The 19,236-nt window shown below is 68.0% G+C and carries 14 protein-coding genes; 3 read left to right on the forward strand and 11 right to left on the reverse strand.

The features are described from left to right. Positions 1-441, reverse strand: a 441-nt coding sequence (locus tag ACTHL9_RS10155; protein WP_440518825.1) for a UTP--glucose-1-phosphate uridylyltransferase, incomplete at its 3' end; no start/stop codon positions are given. Between the two features lie 69 nt (positions 442-510). On the opposite strand from ACTHL9_RS10155, the gene ACTHL9_RS10160 reads away from it, so the two are divergent. The 3 genes from ACTHL9_RS10160 (at position 511) to ACTHL9_RS10170 (ending at position 2,357) form a co-directional block, all read left to right on the forward strand. Next, positions 511-1,161: a 5-formyltetrahydrofolate cyclo-ligase gene (locus tag ACTHL9_RS10160; RefSeq protein ID WP_440518827.1), complete on the forward strand. Its 651-nt coding sequence runs from the start codon at positions 511-513 to the stop codon at positions 1,159-1,161. 56 nt (positions 1,162-1,217) lie between these two features. Beyond that, positions 1,218-1,529 (forward strand): FmdB family zinc ribbon protein, encoded by a 312-nt coding sequence (locus ACTHL9_RS10165; RefSeq protein ID WP_440518829.1) that lies wholly within the window; start codon positions 1,218-1,220, stop codon positions 1,527-1,529. A gap of 96 nt (positions 1,530-1,625) precedes the next feature. Next, positions 1,626-2,357 carry an RcpC/CpaB family pilus assembly protein gene (locus tag ACTHL9_RS10170; protein WP_440518831.1) on the forward strand — a complete coding sequence of 244 codons (732 nt, stop codon included), beginning with the start codon at positions 1,626-1,628 and terminating at the stop codon, positions 2,355-2,357. Positions 2,358-2,381: 24 nt separating this feature from the next. Here ACTHL9_RS10170 and ACTHL9_RS10175 read toward each other — a convergent pair whose 3' ends face one another. The 10 genes from ACTHL9_RS10175 to ACTHL9_RS10220 all read right to left on the reverse strand — a co-directional run bounded on the left by ACTHL9_RS10175 (position 2,382) and on the right by ACTHL9_RS10220 (position 19,185). After that, the gene (locus ACTHL9_RS10175) at positions 2,382-6,440 is read right to left on the reverse strand and encodes a DUF4011 domain-containing protein (protein ID WP_440518879.1); all 4,059 of its coding nucleotides are present in this window, start codon (positions 6,438-6,440) and stop codon (positions 2,382-2,384) included. Positions 6,441-6,662: 222 nt separating this feature from the next. Further along, positions 6,663-8,213 carry a glutamine-hydrolyzing GMP synthase gene (gene guaA / locus ACTHL9_RS10180; protein ID WP_440518881.1) on the reverse strand — a complete coding sequence of 517 codons (1,551 nt, stop codon included), beginning with the start codon at positions 8,211-8,213 and terminating at the stop codon, positions 6,663-6,665. A gap of 106 nt (positions 8,214-8,319) precedes the next feature. Further along, positions 8,320-8,802, reverse strand: a complete 483-nt coding sequence (locus ACTHL9_RS10185) for a DUF3817 domain-containing protein (protein WP_440518833.1) — start codon at positions 8,800-8,802, stop codon at positions 8,320-8,322. Next, positions 8,799-9,656 (reverse strand): SURF1 family protein, encoded by an 858-nt coding sequence (locus ACTHL9_RS10190; protein ID WP_440518834.1) that lies wholly within the window; start codon positions 9,654-9,656, stop codon positions 8,799-8,801. The genes ACTHL9_RS10185 and ACTHL9_RS10190 overlap by 4 nt, the downstream gene beginning before the upstream one ends. A gap of 64 nt (positions 9,657-9,720) precedes the next feature. Then, on the reverse strand, positions 9,721-10,206 hold the full coding sequence (locus ACTHL9_RS10195) for a PTS sugar transporter subunit IIA (RefSeq protein WP_440518836.1): 486 nt from the start codon (positions 10,204-10,206) through the stop codon (positions 9,721-9,723). A gap of 35 nt (positions 10,207-10,241) precedes the next feature. Then, entirely contained in the window at positions 10,242-11,963 is a 1,722-nt protein-coding gene (locus tag ACTHL9_RS10200; RefSeq protein WP_440518838.1) for a glycerol-3-phosphate dehydrogenase/oxidase, read from the reverse strand. A gap of 66 nt (positions 11,964-12,029) precedes the next feature. Next, positions 12,030-13,166 carry a GuaB3 family IMP dehydrogenase-related protein gene (locus tag ACTHL9_RS10205; RefSeq protein WP_440518839.1) on the reverse strand — a complete coding sequence of 379 codons (1,137 nt, stop codon included), beginning with the start codon at positions 13,164-13,166 and terminating at the stop codon, positions 12,030-12,032. A gap of 91 nt (positions 13,167-13,257) precedes the next feature. Continuing rightward, positions 13,258-14,766 carry an IMP dehydrogenase gene (guaB, locus tag ACTHL9_RS10210; RefSeq protein ID WP_440518841.1) on the reverse strand — a complete coding sequence of 503 codons (1,509 nt, stop codon included), beginning with the start codon at positions 14,764-14,766 and terminating at the stop codon, positions 13,258-13,260. A gap of 171 nt (positions 14,767-14,937) precedes the next feature. Then, the gene (locus ACTHL9_RS10215; protein WP_440518842.1) at positions 14,938-16,992 is read right to left on the reverse strand and encodes an acyltransferase family protein; all 2,055 of its coding nucleotides are present in this window, start codon (positions 16,990-16,992) and stop codon (positions 14,938-14,940) included. A gap of 102 nt (positions 16,993-17,094) precedes the next feature. Beyond that, positions 17,095-19,185 (reverse strand): acyltransferase family protein, encoded by a 2,091-nt coding sequence (locus ACTHL9_RS10220; RefSeq protein ID WP_440518844.1) that lies wholly within the window; start codon positions 19,183-19,185, stop codon positions 17,095-17,097. Positions 19,186-19,236 lie beyond the last annotated feature (51 nt).

Genomic DNA, 19,236 nt, shown 5'->3' on the forward strand with positions numbered 1-19,236 from the left:
CTCCCCCAGCAGCTCATCGCGCTCATCGATCAGGTCATCGCCCAGCAGCACCGCGAACGGCTCATCGCCCACATGCCGCTCCGCGCACAGCACAGCATGCCCGAGGCCGTTGGGATCGCCCTGGCGCACGTAGTGGATATCACCGAGGTTGCTCGACTCCTGGATGGCGGCGAGCTTCTTCTCGTCGCCCTTCTGCTCGAGGGTCGCCTCGAGCGAGGGAACACGGTCGAAGTGGTCCTCGAGAGCGCGCTTGTTGCGTCCTGTGATCATGAGGATGTCGCTGAGGCCGACCGAGACGGCCTCTTCGACCACGTACTGGATGGCTGGCTTGTCCACCACAGGCAGCATCTCTTTGGGCATGGCCTTCGTCACCGGAAGGAACCGGGTGCCCAGCCCGGCAACAGGGATGACGGCTTTCCTGACTGGCTTCGTGGTCGACACGCTGCCACTCTATACGACTGGGTCGGCCCTACCGATTCCCGTTGACCCGAGGCCGTTAGGCTCTGGAGGGTGCACACTGCAGCGGAGCGCAAGGACGACCTGCGCAAGAAGGTCCGCGGGCGGCGCAGGGCCCGAAGCGTCGAGGAACTCGCCCAGGCCGAGGAGGGCATCGCCGCCCACGGGCTGACCTGGGTCAAGGAAGTGGTGCCTTCCGGGGGCACCCTGACGGCGTACCTGGGGGTGGCAGCGGAGCCGCCCACGCTCCGCCTGCTCTCCGAGCTGCACCGGGAGGGTTTCCACGTGATCCTTCCCATCTGCGAACCGGAGCGGCAGCTTTCGTGGGTCGAGTGGCGGCCGGACATCGCCTACGAGCGGAGCCGGTATGCCCCGCTCCAAGAGCCTGTGGGACCCCGACTGGACGCTCTCGCGCTGGTGGAGGGCTCCCCGCTCCGGCCTCCCCTTGCCGCTGTTCTTCTCCCGGCAACAGCGGTCGACGGCGCAGGGCGGCGGCTCGGACAGGGCGGCGGCTATTACGACCGGTTTCTCGCGCGGCTTGAGGGCGCCGTCCCCCCGCTGCCGAACGCCGCAGTCGTGTTCGACGACGAGTTCCTCGCCCCGGGCGAGGTCCCGGACGAGCCGCTCGACCACCGCGTCGATGCGGTGCTGACGCCGCGCGGGCTGCACAGGCTTCCGGAATACTCTGCAGATCGTTCCTGTTAGAATTAGCACTCGGGGCCGTGGACTGCTAAGGTCCCCTCGTTCTGCAAGGAGTGACAGTGCCTACATACGCTTACGCCTGCAAAGACTGCGGACATGCCTTTGACATCGTCCAGTCCTTCAGCGATGCCTCCCTCACCCTCTGCCCGGAATGCGGCGGGAGCCTGCGGAAGAAGTTCAACAGCGTCGGCGTCGTCTTCAAGGGAAGCGGCTTCTACCGCACCGACTCGCGCAGCTCGAGCACGGTTTCTGCCGGGTCTGGGGGGGCTTCAGGTTCAGGCTCGTCCGGCTCGGACGGAAGCGCGACCAAGGGGGCCCCTTCGGCACCAGCAGCTGCTCCTGCTCCGGCAACCTCGGCGGCCGCAAGCTAGGGGAATTCTCCTCCCCAAGAATCGCTGGGGCGTGTTGTCCACATAGAGAGGGCAGCACGCCCCCAAGTGTCAGTCCTCACGTCTAGCGTCAAGGACATGAGCCCCTCCGCATCGCGTGCCCCACGCCTCGCGCCGTACCGCCAGCGCGGGGACGAGCCCCGAAAAGGCAAGTGGGCCGCACCCGAGCGTCCTCGGGTCAGGCGGTTCTTCGAGCGTCGGCGCAGGACCTTGGCCGCAGCACTCCTCTGTGCCGCCGTCGCCGCAGGGGTCTACCAGCTCACCCCACCGACGGCCACTCTCTCAATCGTCGTCATTGCGGCGGCCGACCTCCCGGCAGGATCAACGCTGAGCGCCGGCCAGCTTCGGATGGCCCGCCTTCCGGCAGATTCGGTTCCCGACCACGCCGCGACTTCCCTCGATGCCGTCCTGGGCCAGCGCCTTGCCGGACCCCTGCGACGGGGAGAAGTCCTCACCGACACGGCAACGATGGGTCCCGGACTCCTCGCGGGCGCAGCCCCCGGCACTGTTGCGGTGCCCGTGCGTGTAGCCGACCCCGACTCGCTGCAACTCATCCGTACGGGCCAGACGATCGACCTTGTCCTCTCGGAAGACGGGCCCGGCGGCGGCACGAAGGCCGCTGCCGTTCTCGCCTCGGCCGTCACCGTCCTCTGGACTGAGGACGCCAAGAACGATCGGGGCTCGTGGCTGGGTCAAGGCCAAGGCGCTGCCGGACTCGTGGTCGTCGCGACAAGCTCCGAGCGAGCGCCAGCACTTGCTGGAGCATCCACGCGGGGCAAGGTCTTCTTCACCCTGACGGACAAGCGATGAGCCGGAAGACGGTCTAGGCTCAGCTCAACCCCAATGGGGCGGACGCTGCTCCCTGAGCCACTGGTCTCGCTCGTCGTTCGATTCCCGGTCACCCCACGATCGCGGATCATCTTCGGCTGCCCGGTCAGGGATGAGCGGCGGCTCGAGGCCATGCCCGTTGGTGCGGTTCTCCTCGGCGCTCTCGTCCTGCGGGTCCCCCTCCGGCGAGGAGTCCACTTCCTGACCGCCGGTTGCCGGCGCAGTGACTCGACGATGCGAGCTCAGATGATCTCTCGCTGCCACGGGGGTTCCCTCCTCACGGGACTCGGGGTCCACGGACTGGTGCCGATACAGGTCAGACGCCGCCTCTTCCGGCCGACGCGCATCGGCCAACGGATAGGACGCCGAAAGAACCGCCTCGAACGAGGAGGTCACGGGGCCGACGGCACCGTTCAGGAAGCCGGCACCGGGTCCGTCCTCGGTCTGGCCGTCCAGCCCGAGCAGTTCGGCAATCATGTCGGCGCAGCTGCCAGGGTCGGTGAACACCTCGATCGTCCAGAGGGTGAAGGAGCGCCAGCCCATCCGCTCGAGAAGCTCTGGACGCTGACGCGTCCGCTCCCGGACGCTCAAGTCCCGGTACCGCCTGGTTCCATCGCTCTCGACGGCGACGGGAATGCTGACCTCGTGGTCGTCGCGGGCAAGGGTCACCAGGGGGTCGACGGCCGCGGCCATGTCGATCGCTCCGTCATAGTGGTGCCACACGCGGGCGCCGCGAGAGGCGAGCCGTTCGCCGAGGTCCGTCACCAGAGGATCCGCCCCCAAGGCCTCGGCACTGGCCGCGGCCCGGGTTGCTCTGGTTCCGAGATCCGTGCGCCCGGCCAGTTCCCTCTCGAGCAGCTCGTGGAAGTCCTTCGCGCCTTCGCTCAGCCTCGATCCATCGAGCTCCGCCGGCTGGAAACAGCTGAGCACGTGCAACGTGTGCCTGGCCCGGCTCATAGCGAGCGCGAACCGGCGCCGGCCTCCGGGCTCGCTGAGCGGACCGAAATGGTGCATCGCGCGGCCGTGAGGCGTGCGGCCGTACCCGAGCGAGAAGATGACGTGGTCCCGCACGAGGCTTCCTGCGCGATCCACCGGAACCACCCGGAACGGCTCCTCGCCGCCGCTGAAGAACTCCTGCACGTCAGAGTGATTGGCCATCTGGAGCCTGATCGCTTCGCCGACTCGCGCCGCGTGGTGGGCGCTCGCCGTCACCACCGCAAGCGAGGACCCAGCCCGATGGGCGGCGTGTTCGAACACGAGGTCCACGACCCGGTTCACTTCGGCGGCCACGGATTCGACATTGCCGTCCTGCCCCGACGGCAGCCCGGTCCCATCAGGCAGATACTCGACGACGAGCGCTCGATCAAGCCCTGTGACCGACTGCCCGTCAGGCAGACGCCGCAACGACCCACCGTAGAAGCGATGGCTGAGCTGCAGCCCGAGATCTTCGTCGACCCCGCGGTACAGGGTGGTCAGCCGAACCGTCGGCAGGACGCGCGCGAGCGCGTCGAAGGCGCTCTCCACAGGAGTTTCCGGGTCTATCCCGGCGGGAGCGTGCCCAACGCCGACCGTGAAGGGTCGGGGATTCGCGACCTGGGTGTCGCCGAAGGCTATGACCTGGGTGGCACGTGCCAACGCCGGAAGAGCTGCCTTGAGTGGCAGGGAATCGGCATCGAGAACGACGACGGCATCGAAGCGGCGCTTCTGGGGGGCGGCCGCAGCGAGGGCATAAGGACTAGCGGTCCAGACGGGAACGAGCGGTCGCAGGAGGTCCGGTGCGTGGGACTCGATCGCCGCAAGGCTCACGCGTCCGTCCTTGAGGAGATTCCGGAACGACTCCGCCTCGCGGGGGTGCTCGGCAATGGCTCGCTGCCATTCGTCCGCAAGGTGCCAGCGCACCCTTGCAGGTCCCGACGCGATGTGGGCTCGGTCGGCCCGTCGGAACTCCTCTTCTGCTTGACGGAGCTGAGCGCCGTCGGACATGGCAAGGTAATCGTCTCCGCTGATCATGGCCTCGAGGACCGACTGCCACCAGACCAGCTCCAGCTCCGACGCCACAACCTCTGGGGACGCTTCGCGTGCGGCCAGGTCAGCCAGGAGCTCACCGAGGCCGCGCTCCCGCAGCTCATCCTCGAGGAGCGTTCGCTCTGGAAGCGACCGCAGGGAATCGAAGGTCTCCGAGAGATCCTGGAGCCGGCCCTGAACGGCGACAACCGGTGCTCCCAGCAGATCGCCGCCTTCGCGCGTCGAGGCGAGGACGGATCCGAGGCGCTCAAGCCCCTTGCGGACAGCGCGATAGTCCTCCCGCAAGTCGGCGAGGCCGGACGGCACCACCGGGTGCCGCTGCGACGTCGCGTAATTGGCCCACAGTGCACGCTGCTCCTGAACCAAGATGAGCGAGGAATGCAGGTCCGCGAGATGCACTCCGGGCCGTACGTACTCCTTCGCCACGCGCCGGAGCCGCGAACGCTGCATCGTCGGGATATCGATGCCGCGCTCACGCCGCCAGGAAGACGAGGCAGTTGCAGAGATCAGATCCGTGACCGGACGATCAAAGATGTCGGGCGTGAACTTGTCGAGGCTCTCCCGCACTGCGACAAGCATGTCGATCTGCTGGCCCCACTCCTCCATCGAGGCTCCCATTCGGATTTCCGAATGGGCCGCCACCGTGGCCATGCGCTCGCGAAGCGCGGGAAGGTCGACGACCAACGTCTTGACGAGTTCCTGGGCGTCCTCCGTCTCCCGACGAGTCAGCATTCGGGAACCGTGCCAAGGGCTCGACGTCGCCTCCCGGCTGAAGCTGCCCAGTTCAGCGGCACGGCGGAGCCGTTCAACAAGTTCTCGGCGTTCCCGAATGCTGTCGAGGACGCTGCGCTTGAGGCGGACGGTCGTCGCGGGTGCTGGCTGAATGGACGTCAGCGCAGCGAGCGACTGCATCGCCTCGTAGGGCGAGCAGCCCCAGCGCTCCCGTACGTTGTGCAGCGATTCGACGTGCTCGATGAGCTGATAACGACGCTCGACGAGCGAGCGGTGAATTCCCTCGAGACGGGGTGGCTCCGCCTTCTCGTTGCGGACGATGGCGCGCACGAGCTGCTGTTTGAGCTGTCCGGGGGTGATGCCGGCGCTCAGTTGGAGGAGCATCGACCCAAGCCCGAGGTGCTCGCAGGCACGGCTGAGCTCAAGGAGGCTGGCCCGGCGCTCCGCCACGACGAGCACGGAACGCCCCTCGTCGACGAGGTTGGCGATGACGTTAACGGCGGTCTGGGTCTGCCCGGTTCCCGGCGGGGCGTCCACGACCAGCGAATCACCGGCACGCGCCGCATCCACGGCCTGCTGTTGATCGTAGTCGGCATCGAGCACGAGAAGCTCGTCACTCGGATCTCGTTCGTCGACCGGGGTGAACCTCGAGGAGTCGAGCGGTGCAGGGGCCGCGTGGACGGCACGAGAGGCGCCGGCGGCGAGCGCCGATATGACCGGTATGGCGCTCGTGATGGCAGGGTCGTCGAGCGCGTGCTCCAGGTCCGCGAACGTCGAGACAAGCAGCCGTGGTTCGACCGCCGCACCCGGAATTCCGGCCAGCAGCGTGCGGAACCGTTCAATGACAGGATGGGGATCGAGGCGGGCTGTGCTGTACGCAAGCCTCTCGATCGCAGGAACGTCGATCTCCATGCGATGGACGCTGCGCAGATGCCGGACGAGTGCGGGATTCAGGTGTGCCTGCTCGGTGAGCTTGATTTCGAAGTCGTCCTGCTCTGAGCGGACCGTGAGCTCCACTCCGGCGAACAGCAGCGGAGCGCTGACCCGGCGGGGCTTGCCTCCGACTGCCGAGGTCCAGGTGGCAAGGCCGGCGGCCAGATGTCCCGCGTCCAGGCCGCGCTCATTGGCGAGTTCGTAGATCTTGGCGCGAAGATTCCGCGCGGCCCGCGCGGCGGTCGTGTAGTCGTGGCGTTCGCGGATGAGGGTGGAGAGCCGGGTCCGGCGTCCGGCCAGGAGCTGGGCAAGTCCGGAGGCGTGCGCGGACGTGAGGTCGATGACTCCCTCCGGCCGGGGGAAGAAGCCGAGCATGGTGTCCGGGCCCGTGACGGGGGGCAGCGACGAGAGCCACGCCTCGAGGCGTGCCTCGTCAGGGTGCGTGCTCGGCTCGTGGGGCACGTCGCTGCTCTCCTCTGCGCCGTCAAGGGCGCTCCGTCGTTTGCCTATGGACCTTATCGGCATAACTTCGAGCGTAGCGGTTCACACGCCGAGGCCCCCGGCAGCAACGCAGCCGGGGGCCAAATCAGCGTGAGATCACTCCCATTCGATGGTTCCGGGGGGCTTGCTCGTGACGTCGAGCACCACCCGGTTGACGCCTTCGACCTCGTTCGTGATGCGATTCGAGATCCGCGCGACGAGATCGTACGGAAGCCGCGACCAATCGGCGGTCATCGCGTCCTCACTCGAGACGGGACGGAGCACGATGGGATGCCCGTACGTCCTGCCATCGCCCTGGACGCCCACGCTCCTGACATCGCCGAGGAGGACGACCGGCATCTGCCAGACCTCGTCGTCAAGACCGGCGGCCGTGAGCTCGTGCCGGGCAATCGCATCGGCCTTGCGCAGGAGCTCGAGACGCTCGCGGGTGACCTCGCCGACAATCCTGATCCCCAGACCCGGTCCGGGGAACGGCTGGCGACCGACGATCTCGGCAGGCAGGCCGAGCTGTCGGCCCACTGCCCGGACCTCGTCCTTGAACAGGGCGCGGAGCGGCTCGACGAGCTCGAAACGCAGGTCCTCGGGCAGGCCGCCCACGTTGTGGTGGCTCTTGATGTTCGCAGCGCCCTCGCCGCCACCCGACTCGACCACGTCCGGGTACAGCGTGCCCTGGACGAGGAAGCGGATCTGCTCCCCCTCGGCCTTGGCCTTCTCGATGATGGCCCGCTCTGCCTCTTCGAAAGCGCGGATGAACTCGCGGCCGATGATCTTCCGCTTCTCCTCGGGGTCGGTCACCCCGGCGAGCGCGTTGAGGAAGCGATCCTGCTCATTGGCGACGTAGAGGTTGACGCCAGTGGCGGCGACGAAGTCGCGCTCAACCTGTTCGGCCTCCCCTTCGCGCAAGAGGCCATGGTCAACGAAGACACACGTCAGCTGGTCGCCGACCGCTCGCTGGACGAGTGCGGCTGCGACGGCCGAGTCGACTCCCCCCGAGAGGCCGCAGATGACTCGCGCGTCGCCCACCTGATCCCGAATGCGCCCGATCTGCTCGTCCACGATGTTGCCCGTGGTCCAGTTGCGCTCGAGGCCCGCGACTCCGAAAAGGAAATTCTCGAGGACAGTCTGGCCATGCTCCGAATGCTTGACCTCCGGGTGCCATTGGACGCCGCCGAGCGCCCTCTGCGTGTTCACGAAGGCCGCGACTGGAGCGCCAGGGGTCGTCGCCAGCACCTCGAAACCTTCGGGAGCTTCTTGGACCGAGTCGCCGTGGCTCATCCACGTGCTCTGCAGCACGGGCGTACCCGCGAGGATCGAGTGCGGCTCGCCCACGGCGGACACCTGAGTGGCTCCGTACTCGCGCAGGCCGGTCTTCGCGACGACGCCGCCGAGGGCGTTTGCCATCGCCTGGAACCCGTAGCAGATGCCGAAGGCCGGAACCCCAGCCTCGAACAGGTCAGCGCCCACGGCGGGCGCTCCCTCGGCGTAGACGCTCGAGGGACCGCCCGAGAGGATGATGGCGGCCGGGTTCTTGGCGAGGATCTGCTCAGTGGTGAGGGTGTGCGGGACGATCTCGGAATAGACGTTCGCCTCGCGGACGCGGCGCGCGATCAGCTGCGCGTACTGGGCACCATAGTCCACCACGAGCACGGGCCTGTGGGCTGTCTGGGAGCCAGTGCTCTGGGATGCTTTTGTCACCCGTCAAGCCTACCGGAAGTCGGTGTTGGCGCTTTCCGGCCTCCCTCTCGCCGGCCCGTCAGTAGCGCGCCCCCGCGTCTGGATGAGCGAGAAGCTCGCGCTCCGCCTCGGCGTGCATGCGCCGCTCCACGAAGAACGAGAGGAAGGGGACCACGCCACCGAGCGCCATCAGGATGAAGCGGCGGAACGGCCAGCGGAGAAGCGACCACAGCCGGAAGTTGGAGATGAGGTACAGGACGTACATCCAGCCGTGCACGATAAGGATCGTGAGGGAGACATTCACGCCGCCGACGACGCCCGTCGGATCGGCATCCGCCAGCCCGAAGCCGAACGGCGCACCCGTGAACGCGTCGCGTCCCCCGGCGAAGAGGAACTTGCCGAATCCGTAGCGCAGGATCATCTCGACGCAGAGGAGGAGCAGCATGCTGCCGGTGGCGTACGCCATGACTCGGTAGAAGCCGAGGGCCGAGCGGATCTGGGCGACAGTTCCGCCGAATCGGCGCTGAGGAGTTCGCCCGGCGGCGGGCTTGGGGTCGATCACGGTGTTCCTCCGGTCTCAGATCGCTGGTCGGTCTCGGATCGCTGGTTGGTCTCGGGATCGTGGGCGGCGGAGCCGGTCTCGACGGGAGCGAGGGCCTCCTGCTCCCGCTCGTAGTCATCGCGGACGAGTCGCCACCACAGGAAGATCGCGAAGCCAGCAAACACGACCCATTCCACCGCGTAGAAGATGTTGAGCCAGTTCACCGGGGCTGAAGGCGGCTGGGCGGCGATGTCGAGCGGCTTGAGCGCTCCACCCACGGCTGCGGCAGCCTGGTCTCCGGCGGTCGTCACCTCATGCGTGGAGCTCACGAAGCCCGGATAGCTCGCGCTGTCCCAGATGTTGATGAGCTCGGCGACGGAGACCATCGATGCCTGACCTGGGGCAGGGCTCTTCATGGGCTCCGGAGCCTCAGACGGCAGGAGACGTCCGGTGAGCTGTACCGCTCCCGACGGCGGAGGCCCGGCTTGCACCGGATCGGAGATCCAGCCCCGCGCCACCGGGATCACGACGGTGCGGTCCGCTCCCACAGCGGGAGCGCCGTCGACCGCGAACGCCGTAACTACCCACCAGCCGCTAGCGCCATCGCGCAGGCGGTTGGGCACCAGCACCTGCCGAGCGGGATCGAAGTGGCCCCTTGCGGTCACCATCTGGTCGGCAGCAGTGGCCGGGAACGTCGCGCCCGGCTTCAGGGTCGTGGTGAGCGGCTGGGGGGTCTCTGTGGTGGTGACGACAGGAAGGGAGTCTGAAGTCGAACGGGAAAACTGCCACTGGCTCAGGAGCACGAACACGCCCGAGATCGCGAGCGCGCCAATGAGCGCGAGGATCCAACGGGGTTTAAGGGCGGTTCGAAGCATCATTCCACGGTACTCCGACAAGCTGTAGAAAACCGAAACGGCCAAGGGCCGCCCGGTGCAGCCGCTAGTCCCCGAACACCAGGGAGGAGTTGATGAGCTCCGAGATGATGTCGGCGTCGTTGGCCCGGCGAAGCGACTCGCGGAATCCCGCCTTCGACAGCGAACGCGCCATCGTCGCAAGGACCTCGAGATGCTCCGAGAAGCTCGACGCGGGAGTGGCCACGAGCAGGACGACGTACGCCGGCCCGTCGACGGCCCCGAAATCGACGGCGTGCCCGTACCTCGCGACGCCCACAGCGATCGACGGCTGGAGGACGTGCTCGCTCCGGGCATGGGGAAGGCCGATTCCGCCTGGAAGGCCCGTGGCCATCTGATGCTCGCGCGCCCCCACGTCCGCGAGGAACGCGTCGAGATCGTCGACCCGGCCTTCGGCGGCAAGGCGCCCGGCGAGCTGGCGCGCGGCGTCCTCGCGATCGGCAGCCTCCATCTCGAGGATCACGAGCCCGGGCGAGGTCAGCTGCGCGTCATAGCGATCGAAAGGCTGGGGCATGGGGCCATTTTACGGACCTCGGCGCCGCAGCCCGGCTACTTGACCGGAATGATGTCTGCGACACCCAGACGTGCGACGTCGGCCGTTGCATCATCCGGCTGTTCCTGGCTCAGCCGCTCAGCCTCGACCCGCTTGAGGTAGTGCGCAATCTCGTTCTCCCGCTGCACCTCGCTCCACCCCAGAAGGGGTGCCATGAGCTCGGCGACTACGGGGGCCGACGACACCCCGCGGTCCCAGGCCTCGATCGAGATGCGGGTGCGCCGGGTGAGCACGTCCTCGAGATGGCGCGCCGCCTCGTGGGTGACGGCGTAGACGACCTCGGCCCGGAGGTAGTCGTCGGCGCCGGGCAGAGGCTCACCGAGCGAGGGGTCCTTGGCGATGAGGTCGAGGACCTCCGTGGCCAACGATCCAAAGCGGTTCAGCAGGTGTTCCACGCGAGCCACGTGCACCCCGGCACCGCCAGCCAAGCGGTGGCGCCGGTTCCACATCGCCTTGAACCCTTCGGCCCCGACGAGCGGCACCCGGTCGGTGACGCTTGCGGGGACGAGCACGTCCATGCTGCGCACCGCCTCGTCCACGGCATCCCGGGCCATAATCCGATACGTCGTGAACTTGCCGCCGGCGATGACCACCATCCCCGGCACGGGGTGCGCCACTACGTGTTCGCGGCTGAGCTTCGCCGTCGATTCGTTCTCGCCCGCGAGCAGGGGGCGCAGCCCCGCATACACGCCTTCGACATCCTCTCGCGTGAGGGGGCGCCGCAGGACCTGATTCACGTGGTCGAGGATGTAATCGATGTCCTTGCTGGAGGCGGCCGGGTGCGCCTTGTCGAGGCGCCAGTCGGTGTCGGTCGTCCCGATGATCCAGTGCCTGCCCCACGGGATGACGAACAGCACCGACTTCTCAGTGCGCAGAATCAGCCCCACCGTCGACTGGAATCGGTCCCTGGGGACAACGAGATGGACGCCCTTCGAGGCGCGGACCTTGAGCTGCCCCCGCTCGGTGATCATGCGCTGCGTCTCATCAGTCCACACACCGGTGGCGTTGATGACCTGTTTTGCGCGGATGTCGAACTCTTCGCCCGTCTCGAGGTCCCGGACGTGGGCCCCCACGACCCGCTCCCCCTCGCGGACGAACCCCACGACCCGCATCCGGTTCACGGCGTGCGCCCCGTAGTGCGCCGCCGTCCGGACGAGCGCGGTGACCATCCTCGCGTCGTCGACCTGGGCGTCGTAGTAGCGGATCGCACCGACCATCGCGTCGTCCCGCAGGCTCGGAGCGGCGCGGAGCGTGCCACGGCGGAACAAGTGCTTGTGCACGGGCAGGCCAGTTCGGTGCCCGTTCGAGAGGCCCAGGCCGTCGTAGAGGACCATGCCCATGCCCACGTACGGGCGCTCCCACCAGCGGTGGGACAGCGGGTACAGGAACGGCACCGGCTTGACGAGATGCGGAGCAATGCGCTGCAGCAGGAGACCGCGTTCCTGCAGCGCCTCCTGGACGAGTCGGAAGTCGAGCATCTCCAGGTAGCGCAGGCCGCCGTGGATGAGCTTGGACGAGCGCGACGACGTCCCCGAGGCCCAGTCCCGCTGCTCGACGATGCCCACGTCGAGACCGCGCGTCACCGCGTCGAGCGCGGCGCCCGCACCTACCACCCCGCCTCCGACGATGAGGACGTCGAGCTCGCCGCCGGGCGAGACGGTTTCCCGCAGCCGCCCGATCGCCTGACTGCGTCCTTCCGGCCCCAATCGTCCTGCCATGATCCGCCCCCTCAGCCAGCGAGAATCGTGTAATCCTCCGAGTCTAGGCAGACCGTCAAGCGCCGATCAGAGGCCCGCGTAGGGCGAGACCACCACGTCGACGCGCTGGAACTCCTTGAGGTCGGAGTAGCCCGTCGTGGCCATGGAGCGCCGCAGCATCCCCACGAGGTTCGACGTCCCGTCTGCGTGATGTCCCGGCCCGAACAGCACTTCCTGCATGGGACCGACCGTCCCGACGTTCACCCGCTCGCCTCGGGGTGTGTCGGGGTGGTGCGCTTCGGCGCCCCAGTGCCAGCCCCGGCCCGGAGCCTCCGCGGAGCGCGCGAGGGCGGAACCGAGCATGACCGCGTCGGAGCCCATGGCGATCGCCTTGACGATGTCGCCCGAGGTTCCCATGCCGCCGTCGGCAATGACGTGAACGTATCGGCCACCGGACTCGTCCATGTAATCGCGGCGAGCGGCTGCGACATCGCTGATGGCGGACGCAAGGGGCGAATGGATGCCCAAGGCGCGCCGCGTCGTCGTCGTCGCTCCCCCGCCGAAGCCCACGAGGACGCCCGCGGCACCGGTCCGCATCAGGTGCAGCGCAGGCGTGTAGCCCGCGGCGCCGCCGACAATGACGGGGACGTCGAGCTCGTAGATGAATTTCTTGAGGTTGAGCGGTTCTTGGTTCTTGGAGACATGCTCGGCGGAGACGGTGGTGCCGCGGATCACGAAGAGGTCGACGCCGGCAGCCAGCACGGTCTTGTAGTGCCGTACGGTACCCGACGGCGTGAGGGCGCCCGCGACCGTGACTCCCGACGCACGGATCTCGGCGAGCCGCGAGGTGATGAGCTCAGGATCGACGGGCCGCGCGTAGAGCTCCTGGAGACGGCGGGTGACCGCGGGGCTCGACGGCTCTCCCTCGAGCCCGGCGATTTCCGCGAGGACGGGCTCGGGGTCCTCGTAGCGCGTCCAAAGGCCCTCGAGATCCAGGACGCCGAGGCCTCCGAGGCGGCCCAGCTCGACGGCAGTGGCGGGCGACATCACGGAGTCCATCGGGGCGGCGATGACCGGCATCTCGAACCGATAGGCGTCGATCTGCCACGAGACGGAGACGTCCTCGGGGTCACGCGTCCGCCGGGTCGGAACGATGGCGATGTCGTCGAGGGAGTAGGCGCGCCGTCCGCGCTTGCCGCGGCCGATTTCGATCTCGTAGGTCACGGCCTCTACCTTAGTCGACACCTCAGTCGACCCAGCAGAAAGGCCCCCCGCCCGCAGCCGGGCAAGGGGCCTTTCGCACGAACAGGTCGGGCTACCGGCGGTAGTTCGGGGCCTCGGCCGTGATCATGATGTCGTGCGGATGGCTCTCCTTCAGGCCGGCCGAGGTAATGCGGACGAACTTGCCCTTCGCCTTGAGCTCCTCGATGGTGTGCGCGCCGACGTAGAACATCGTCTGGCGAAGGCCGCCCACGAGCTGATGGGCGACGGCGCCAAGCGGCCCGCGGTACGGCACCTGGCCCTCGATGCCCTCGGGTACGAGCTTCTCGTCGCTCGGGACGTCCGCCTGGAAGTACCGGTCCTTCGAGTAGGACGTGTTCTTCCCACGCGTCTGCATCGCGCCGAGCGAGCCCATGCCGCGGTAGGACTTGAACTGCTTGCCGTTCATGAAGACCAGATCGCCCGGAGCCTCGGCCGTGCCCGCGAGGAGCGAACCGAGCATGACGGAGTCGGCGCCGGCGACCAGCGCCTTGCCGATGTCGCCCGAGTGCTGCAGGCCGCCGTCGGCAATCACGGGGACTCCAGCGGGAATCGCAGCCTTCGCCGATTCGTAGATCGCGGTGACCTGCGGCACGCCGACCCCCGCGACCACGCGGGTCGTGCAGATCGAACCGGGGCCCACGCCGACTTTGATCGCGTCGGCGCCCGCGTCGATGAGCGCCTGGGCACCCTCGCGCGTCGCGGCCTGGCCGCCAATGACGTCGACGTGAGCCGCGGCCGGGTCCTTCTTGAGGCGGGAGATCATGTCGAGGACGCCCTGGCTGTGGCCGTTCGCGGTGTCGACGACGAGAACGTCCACCCCGGCCTCGACCATCGTCATGGCCCGCTCGTAGCCGTCGCCGAAGAAGCCGACGGCGGCGCCGACGCGAAGCCGTCCGGACTCGTCCTTCGTCGCGTTGGGGTACTGATCCGCCTTCTCGAAGTCCTTGACGGTGATGAGCCCCTGCAGGATGCCCTCGTCGTCGACGAGCGGGAGCTTCTCGATCCGGTGCTTGCCGAGGAGGCCGATGACCTCGTCGCGCGCCACGCCCACCTTGGCCGTCACGAGGGGCATCGGGGTCATGACCTCGTGGACCTTACGGCTCGCGAACTCCTCATAGGGGATGAAACGCGTGTCGCGGTTCGTGATGATGCCGAGCAGCCGGCGGTCGCCATCCACGACGGGCAGGCCCGAGACCCTGTAATGGGCGCAGAGGTCGTCAAGCTCCTTGAGCGTGGCGTCCGGACCCACCGTGACCGGCTTCGTGATCATCCCGGACTCGCTGCGCTTGACCTGATCGACCTGGTCCGCCTGGTCCTGGATGGAGAGGTTGCGGTGGAGAATCCCGATGCCGCCCTGCCGCGCGAGGCTGATGGCCATGCGCGCCTCGGTGACGGTGTCCATCGCGGCGGAGAGCACCGGAATGCCGAGTCGGATGCGGCGCGAGAGCCTCGTGGAGGTGTCGGCCTCCGAGGGAATGACGTCGGTGGGGCCGGGCAGCAGGAGGACGTCGTCGTACGTGAGTCCGAGGAAGCCGAAGGGATCGTGCTCGGGGGTGGTCATGAGTGCTCCTTGGCCGTGCGCCAGGGGGATGGGCGCTAACTGACGGGAAGTGCTGATGACCAGCCAGTGCTTACGGGCATGGTCTGCTGCGGTGCCTTCTATCCTAAACTTCCCGCGCGCAGGCGGGTATTCCGCGACGGTCTCGGCGTGACGAAGTCCACATCTTTCGGGCTACGCCCAGCCGGTGGCCGCGATGATGCGCTGCTCGAGGATGGGCGCGAGGGAGGACGTGTAGGTGCGCGAGAGATGGTTGCTGTCCAGGTACACGAACACGTTGCCGATCACGCCGCGGCACTCGCCGCCGGGACACAGGAAATCGGTCAGGTCGATAGCGTGGAACCGGTCGCGGTAACGGCTCGCTAGCCCTGTGAGCGGGTTCTCGGGCGCGAGGAGGGACGACGACGGCGCTCGGCACGCTGGGTCGGCCTCACCGTGCTGGACCACACACTCGGACATATTGAAGGCGAAGCGCGGGTTGTCGCGGAGCGCGACCACGTCGATCCCGTCCTTCGTGAAGCCGTCCACCAGCTGCTCCAGCCCAGGGGTCAGCGTTTCCTCGGCCGACGACGGTGCCGCCGCCGTGCCGACGAGGACGACGGCGTCGGGACGATGCGCGGCGATCTGCGCCGACACTTCCTGGTTGAACTCGTTGCAGTCGTCCCCGACATCGGACGAGGGCGGCTGATAGACGCAGCCGCCTTTCAGCAGCTGGTACATCCGCCAGCCGTGCTGCTCGGCCATGGGCAGGAGCGCGCCGAGCCACTGCTGGGCGTGCGAGTTCCCGACCACGAGCACGGTCTTCGAGGCCCCGGGCTGCCCCACTTGGGTGCAGCCATTGTCCCGGAGCTTGACGGACAGGCCCAGGTCCTGGTCACACTGCTGCGGCAGGCTCGCCCAGTCTTGCTCAAGCTTTGATGGAAGGGGAAGGAGGCTGGCCTTCGGATCCGGCGTCCCGTTGTAGCCGGGGACGAGCGCGGCGGCGCCGGGGTTGTTGCGCGGCGCGTTCGCGATGGCCTTGTGGTTCGCGATCTGGATGGAGGCCTGGATGCTTCCGACCGGAAGCGCGACGGCGGCAACGCAGGCCACGACCGCGGCCAGTCCCTGCCGGACCCGTACCTCGGGCCACCGCCACGCGCGCCACGGCTTGTCGACGAACCTCGTGGTGACGTACGCGAGGGTGAGCGAGGCCACGATGACCGCGCTGCCGGCCAGCCAGCCCGGACGCTCCCCGCCGCGCACCGCGGTCACGAGGACCAGAACCGGCCAGTGCCACAGGTAGAGCGAGTAGGAGACATTGCCGAGGCGTTGGAACGGCGCCAGGCCGAGGAGCCGATGCACGCCGCGGCGCCCGCCGTCCTCCCCCGCGAGGATGACGGCGCCGGCAGCCAGCGTGGGCCAGAGCGCCGCGAAACCGGGGAACACGCCGTCGACCTGCAGGACGAGCCCGCACGCGATGATGAGCGCGAGGCCAGCCCAGCCAGCCGCAGCGGCCGCGCGCGCTGGAAGCCGCACCCGGCCCGAGACGATGGCGAGCAGCGCACCGAGCGCGAACTCCCACACGCGGGCAGCGGTGTCGAAGTAGGCCTCAGACTGGGACACCGCGGTCTCGTAGACCGAGTACACGAGGGAGACGAGGAAGAGCGCGGCAAACGCCCAGAACAGGACACGCTCGTAGTTGAGCCGCGCCCGCCGGCACAAGGCCGCAACGACGAGGAACACCACCGGGAACACGAGGAAGACCTGGCCCTGGATCGACAGGGACCAGAAGTGCTGGAAGGGGCTAGCCGTCGAATGGTCCTGCGCGTAGTAGTTCACGGCGTCGCGCTGGAGCACCCAGTTCTCCGCGTAGAAGAGCGAAGCCCACGCCTGCTCGACGATCGTGGCCCACCGCGTGCCCGGGAGGATCGCCAGGGACGCAACGACGGTGCCAACGATCGTCACCACCGCTGCCGGAAGGAGCCGGCGGAACGTGTGGACCCAGTGCCTCGGGAGGCTCACCCGGGTGCCCCTGCGATACCTGTCCACGAACTGGCCGGTCATGAGGAATGCCGAGATGAGGAGGAAGACGTCAACGCCGCCCGAGACCCGCCCGAGCCACACGTGGTATGCCACGACGAGCGCGAGAGCCACCGCCCGAAGCCCTTGGATCTCCGGCCTGAACTTCCGCTGGGATCGCGAGTTGGCCTCGGTCGGGCTTGCCGCGTTCGCGCGGCTCGGGGGCGTCACGGTATGGAACTCCTAGGTGCGGGGCAAGGTATCAATCCTAGGCGATCATCTCCGTAGTCCCGACTGGGTTCTCAGTGATATGGGAGCGTTCCCTCGGTGGAATCAGCTCGTCCACCCAGTGCCCGAGAGCAGGCGTTCTCCGAGCATTGCGGACATCGTGGCGGCGTACGTCTTGGTCAGGTGGTTGTCGTCGAGATAGACGTAGGTGTTTCCAATCACACCGGCACAGACCGCGTCCGGGCAGATGAGATCCGTCATGTCGATCGCCGTGAAGCGGTCGGTGTGCTGTGCCGCGAACGCGGCCAGCGGGTCCTGCGGCGCGAGGACGCTCGCGAGCGACGGGCTGCACTCGCTGCTGGCCGCACCGTTCCGCACCACGCAGTCGGCCATATTGAACGTGAAGCGGGGATTGTCCCGGACTGCGACGACGTCGACCCCCTTGGAGGTCAGGCTCGAGACCGTCGCGTCGAGGCCGGGGGTGAGCGTCTCGGCGGACGACGACGGAGCCGCCACCGTGCCGACCATGAACACCGCTGTGGGCGGGTTGGATGCAAGGTACGAGGACACTTGGCTGTTGAACGAGTTGCACGCGGTGTTGGGAGTCTGGACGCTCGGGGTGTAGATGCATCCGCCCAGGAGCAGAGCCACGACGCGCCATCCGTGCTGCTGGGCGACCGGCTCCAGGGCTGACATCCACTGCTCGGCATGTGAATCCCCGACGACCACGATCGTCTTCGACGCTGCCGAGCCCGCCTTGTCCATCGAGCAGTTCTTCGTGAGTGTCGAGGGCACGTGCAGATCTGCCGAGCACTGTGCGGGCAGCCCATACCAGTCGTCGGGAAGGTTCTGCGCGAGCGGCAGGACTTGGGCCGTCGGCGACGTCTGGCTCGTGAAGCCGGGCGTCAGGACGGCGGCCCCGGGGTTGTCGACGTTGGCCTTGGCCTCCGCAGCATTCGACTTCGTCTGAATGCTCAGCTGCACCGACGCGATCGGCAGGACGGCTACGAGCGCGCAGGCCGCAATGCCGAGGACGCCGTATCGGAGCCGCCGCTCGGGCCACTGCCAGGCGCGCCACGGACGGTCCACGAAGCGGATCGTCAGGTATGCCAAGACGAGGGAAACGAGGATCGCGGCGGTGCCGAGCAGCCACCCTGCGCGGTCCTTGTCCCGCCACACGAGCGCGATCACGAGCACCGGCCAGTGCCACAGGTAGAGGCCGTACGAGATGTCACCGAGCTTGCGGAGCGGCCTCGACGAGAGGAACCGGTGGACGCCCAAAGCGCCGCCGTGCTCCGCCGCGAGGATCACGGCGGCAGCCGACAGGGTGGGCCACAGGGCGATCGCTCCCGGGAACGCCGTCTCGACGTTGAGGACGAGGCCGCAGGCGACGATCGCGACGAGACCGGCCCAGCCGATCACCACGGCGACGAGGGAGCGCACGCGCACGCGGTCGATCGCCAGCGCCAGAAGGCTGCCGAGCGCGAATTCCCAGATCCGGGCCCAGAGCGAGAAGTATGCCTGAGTCTGGTTCAGTGCGGTGTCCACGATCGAGTACACGAGCGAGGCCGCGAAGATCACGCCGAAGGCGAGCGCGAGCAACCGCTCGTAGCGGAGCCGGAAGCGCCGCGCCAACGCTCCGAGCAGCACGAACAGGATCGGGAAGAGCACGAAAATCTGGCCCTGGATCGAGAGCGACCAGAAATGCTGGAAGGGGCTCGCCAGCGAATGATCCTGCGCGTAGTAGTCCACCGCGTCCCGCTGCAGGAGCCAGTTCTCCGCGTAGACGAGCGACGCCACGCCCTGCTCGAGCACCGTGGCCCACCGGGTCGCCGGCAGGAAGACGACGGTGGCGAGCACCGTCCCCGCGATGGTCACAACCGCCGCGGGCAGGAGGCGGCGGAAGACATGGGCCCAGTGCTTGAACAGCTTGGTCCGCTCGCCCTTCCGATGGCGGGCGACGAACTGGCCCGTCATGAGGAACGCCGAGATCATGAGGAAGACGTCCACGCCTCCCGAGACGCGCCCGAGCCACACGTGGTAGAGCACCACGAGGAGCACGGCCACGGCCCGCAGGCCTTGGATCTCAGGCCGGAACTTCCGTCCGTCGCCCCCCTGCGGCCCTCCGCGCTGGCGACCCTTCGCCGTCGTCCGCTCGGCCCCCGCCGCCGGTCCCGTCGTCGTCTCAGTCGTCACGCTCAAACCTTCCGTCTCACAGTGCCCATCCATTTCCCCGCGGGGTGCTGT

Source organism: Sinomonas sp. (assembly GCF_051955515.1).
Lineage (GTDB): Bacteria > Actinomycetota > Actinomycetes > Actinomycetales > Micrococcaceae > Sinomonas.

What these genes read in the sequence shown, in the direction of transcription:
- guaB (WP_440518841.1), bottom strand. Translation starts at nt 14,766, where the DNA reads ATGACCACCCCCGAGCACGATCCCTTCGGCTTCCTCGGACTCACGTAC.
- ACTHL9_RS10200 (WP_440518838.1), bottom strand. Translation starts at nt 11,963, where the DNA reads ATGGCAGGACGATTGGGGCCGGAAGGACGCAGTCAGGCGATCGGGCGG.
- ACTHL9_RS10175 (WP_440518879.1), bottom strand. Translation starts at nt 6,440, where the DNA reads ATGCTCGGCTTCTTCCCCCGGCCGGAGGGAGTCATCGACCTCACGTCC.
- ACTHL9_RS10170 (WP_440518831.1), top strand. Translation starts at nt 1,626, where the DNA reads ATGAGCCCCTCCGCATCGCGTGCCCCACGCCTCGCGCCGTACCGCCAG.
- ACTHL9_RS10190 (WP_440518834.1), bottom strand. Translation starts at nt 9,656, where the DNA reads ATGCTTCGAACCGCCCTTAAACCCCGTTGGATCCTCGCGCTCATTGGC.
- ACTHL9_RS10195 (WP_440518836.1), bottom strand. Translation starts at nt 10,206, where the DNA reads ATGCCCCAGCCTTTCGATCGCTATGACGCGCAGCTGACCTCGCCCGGG.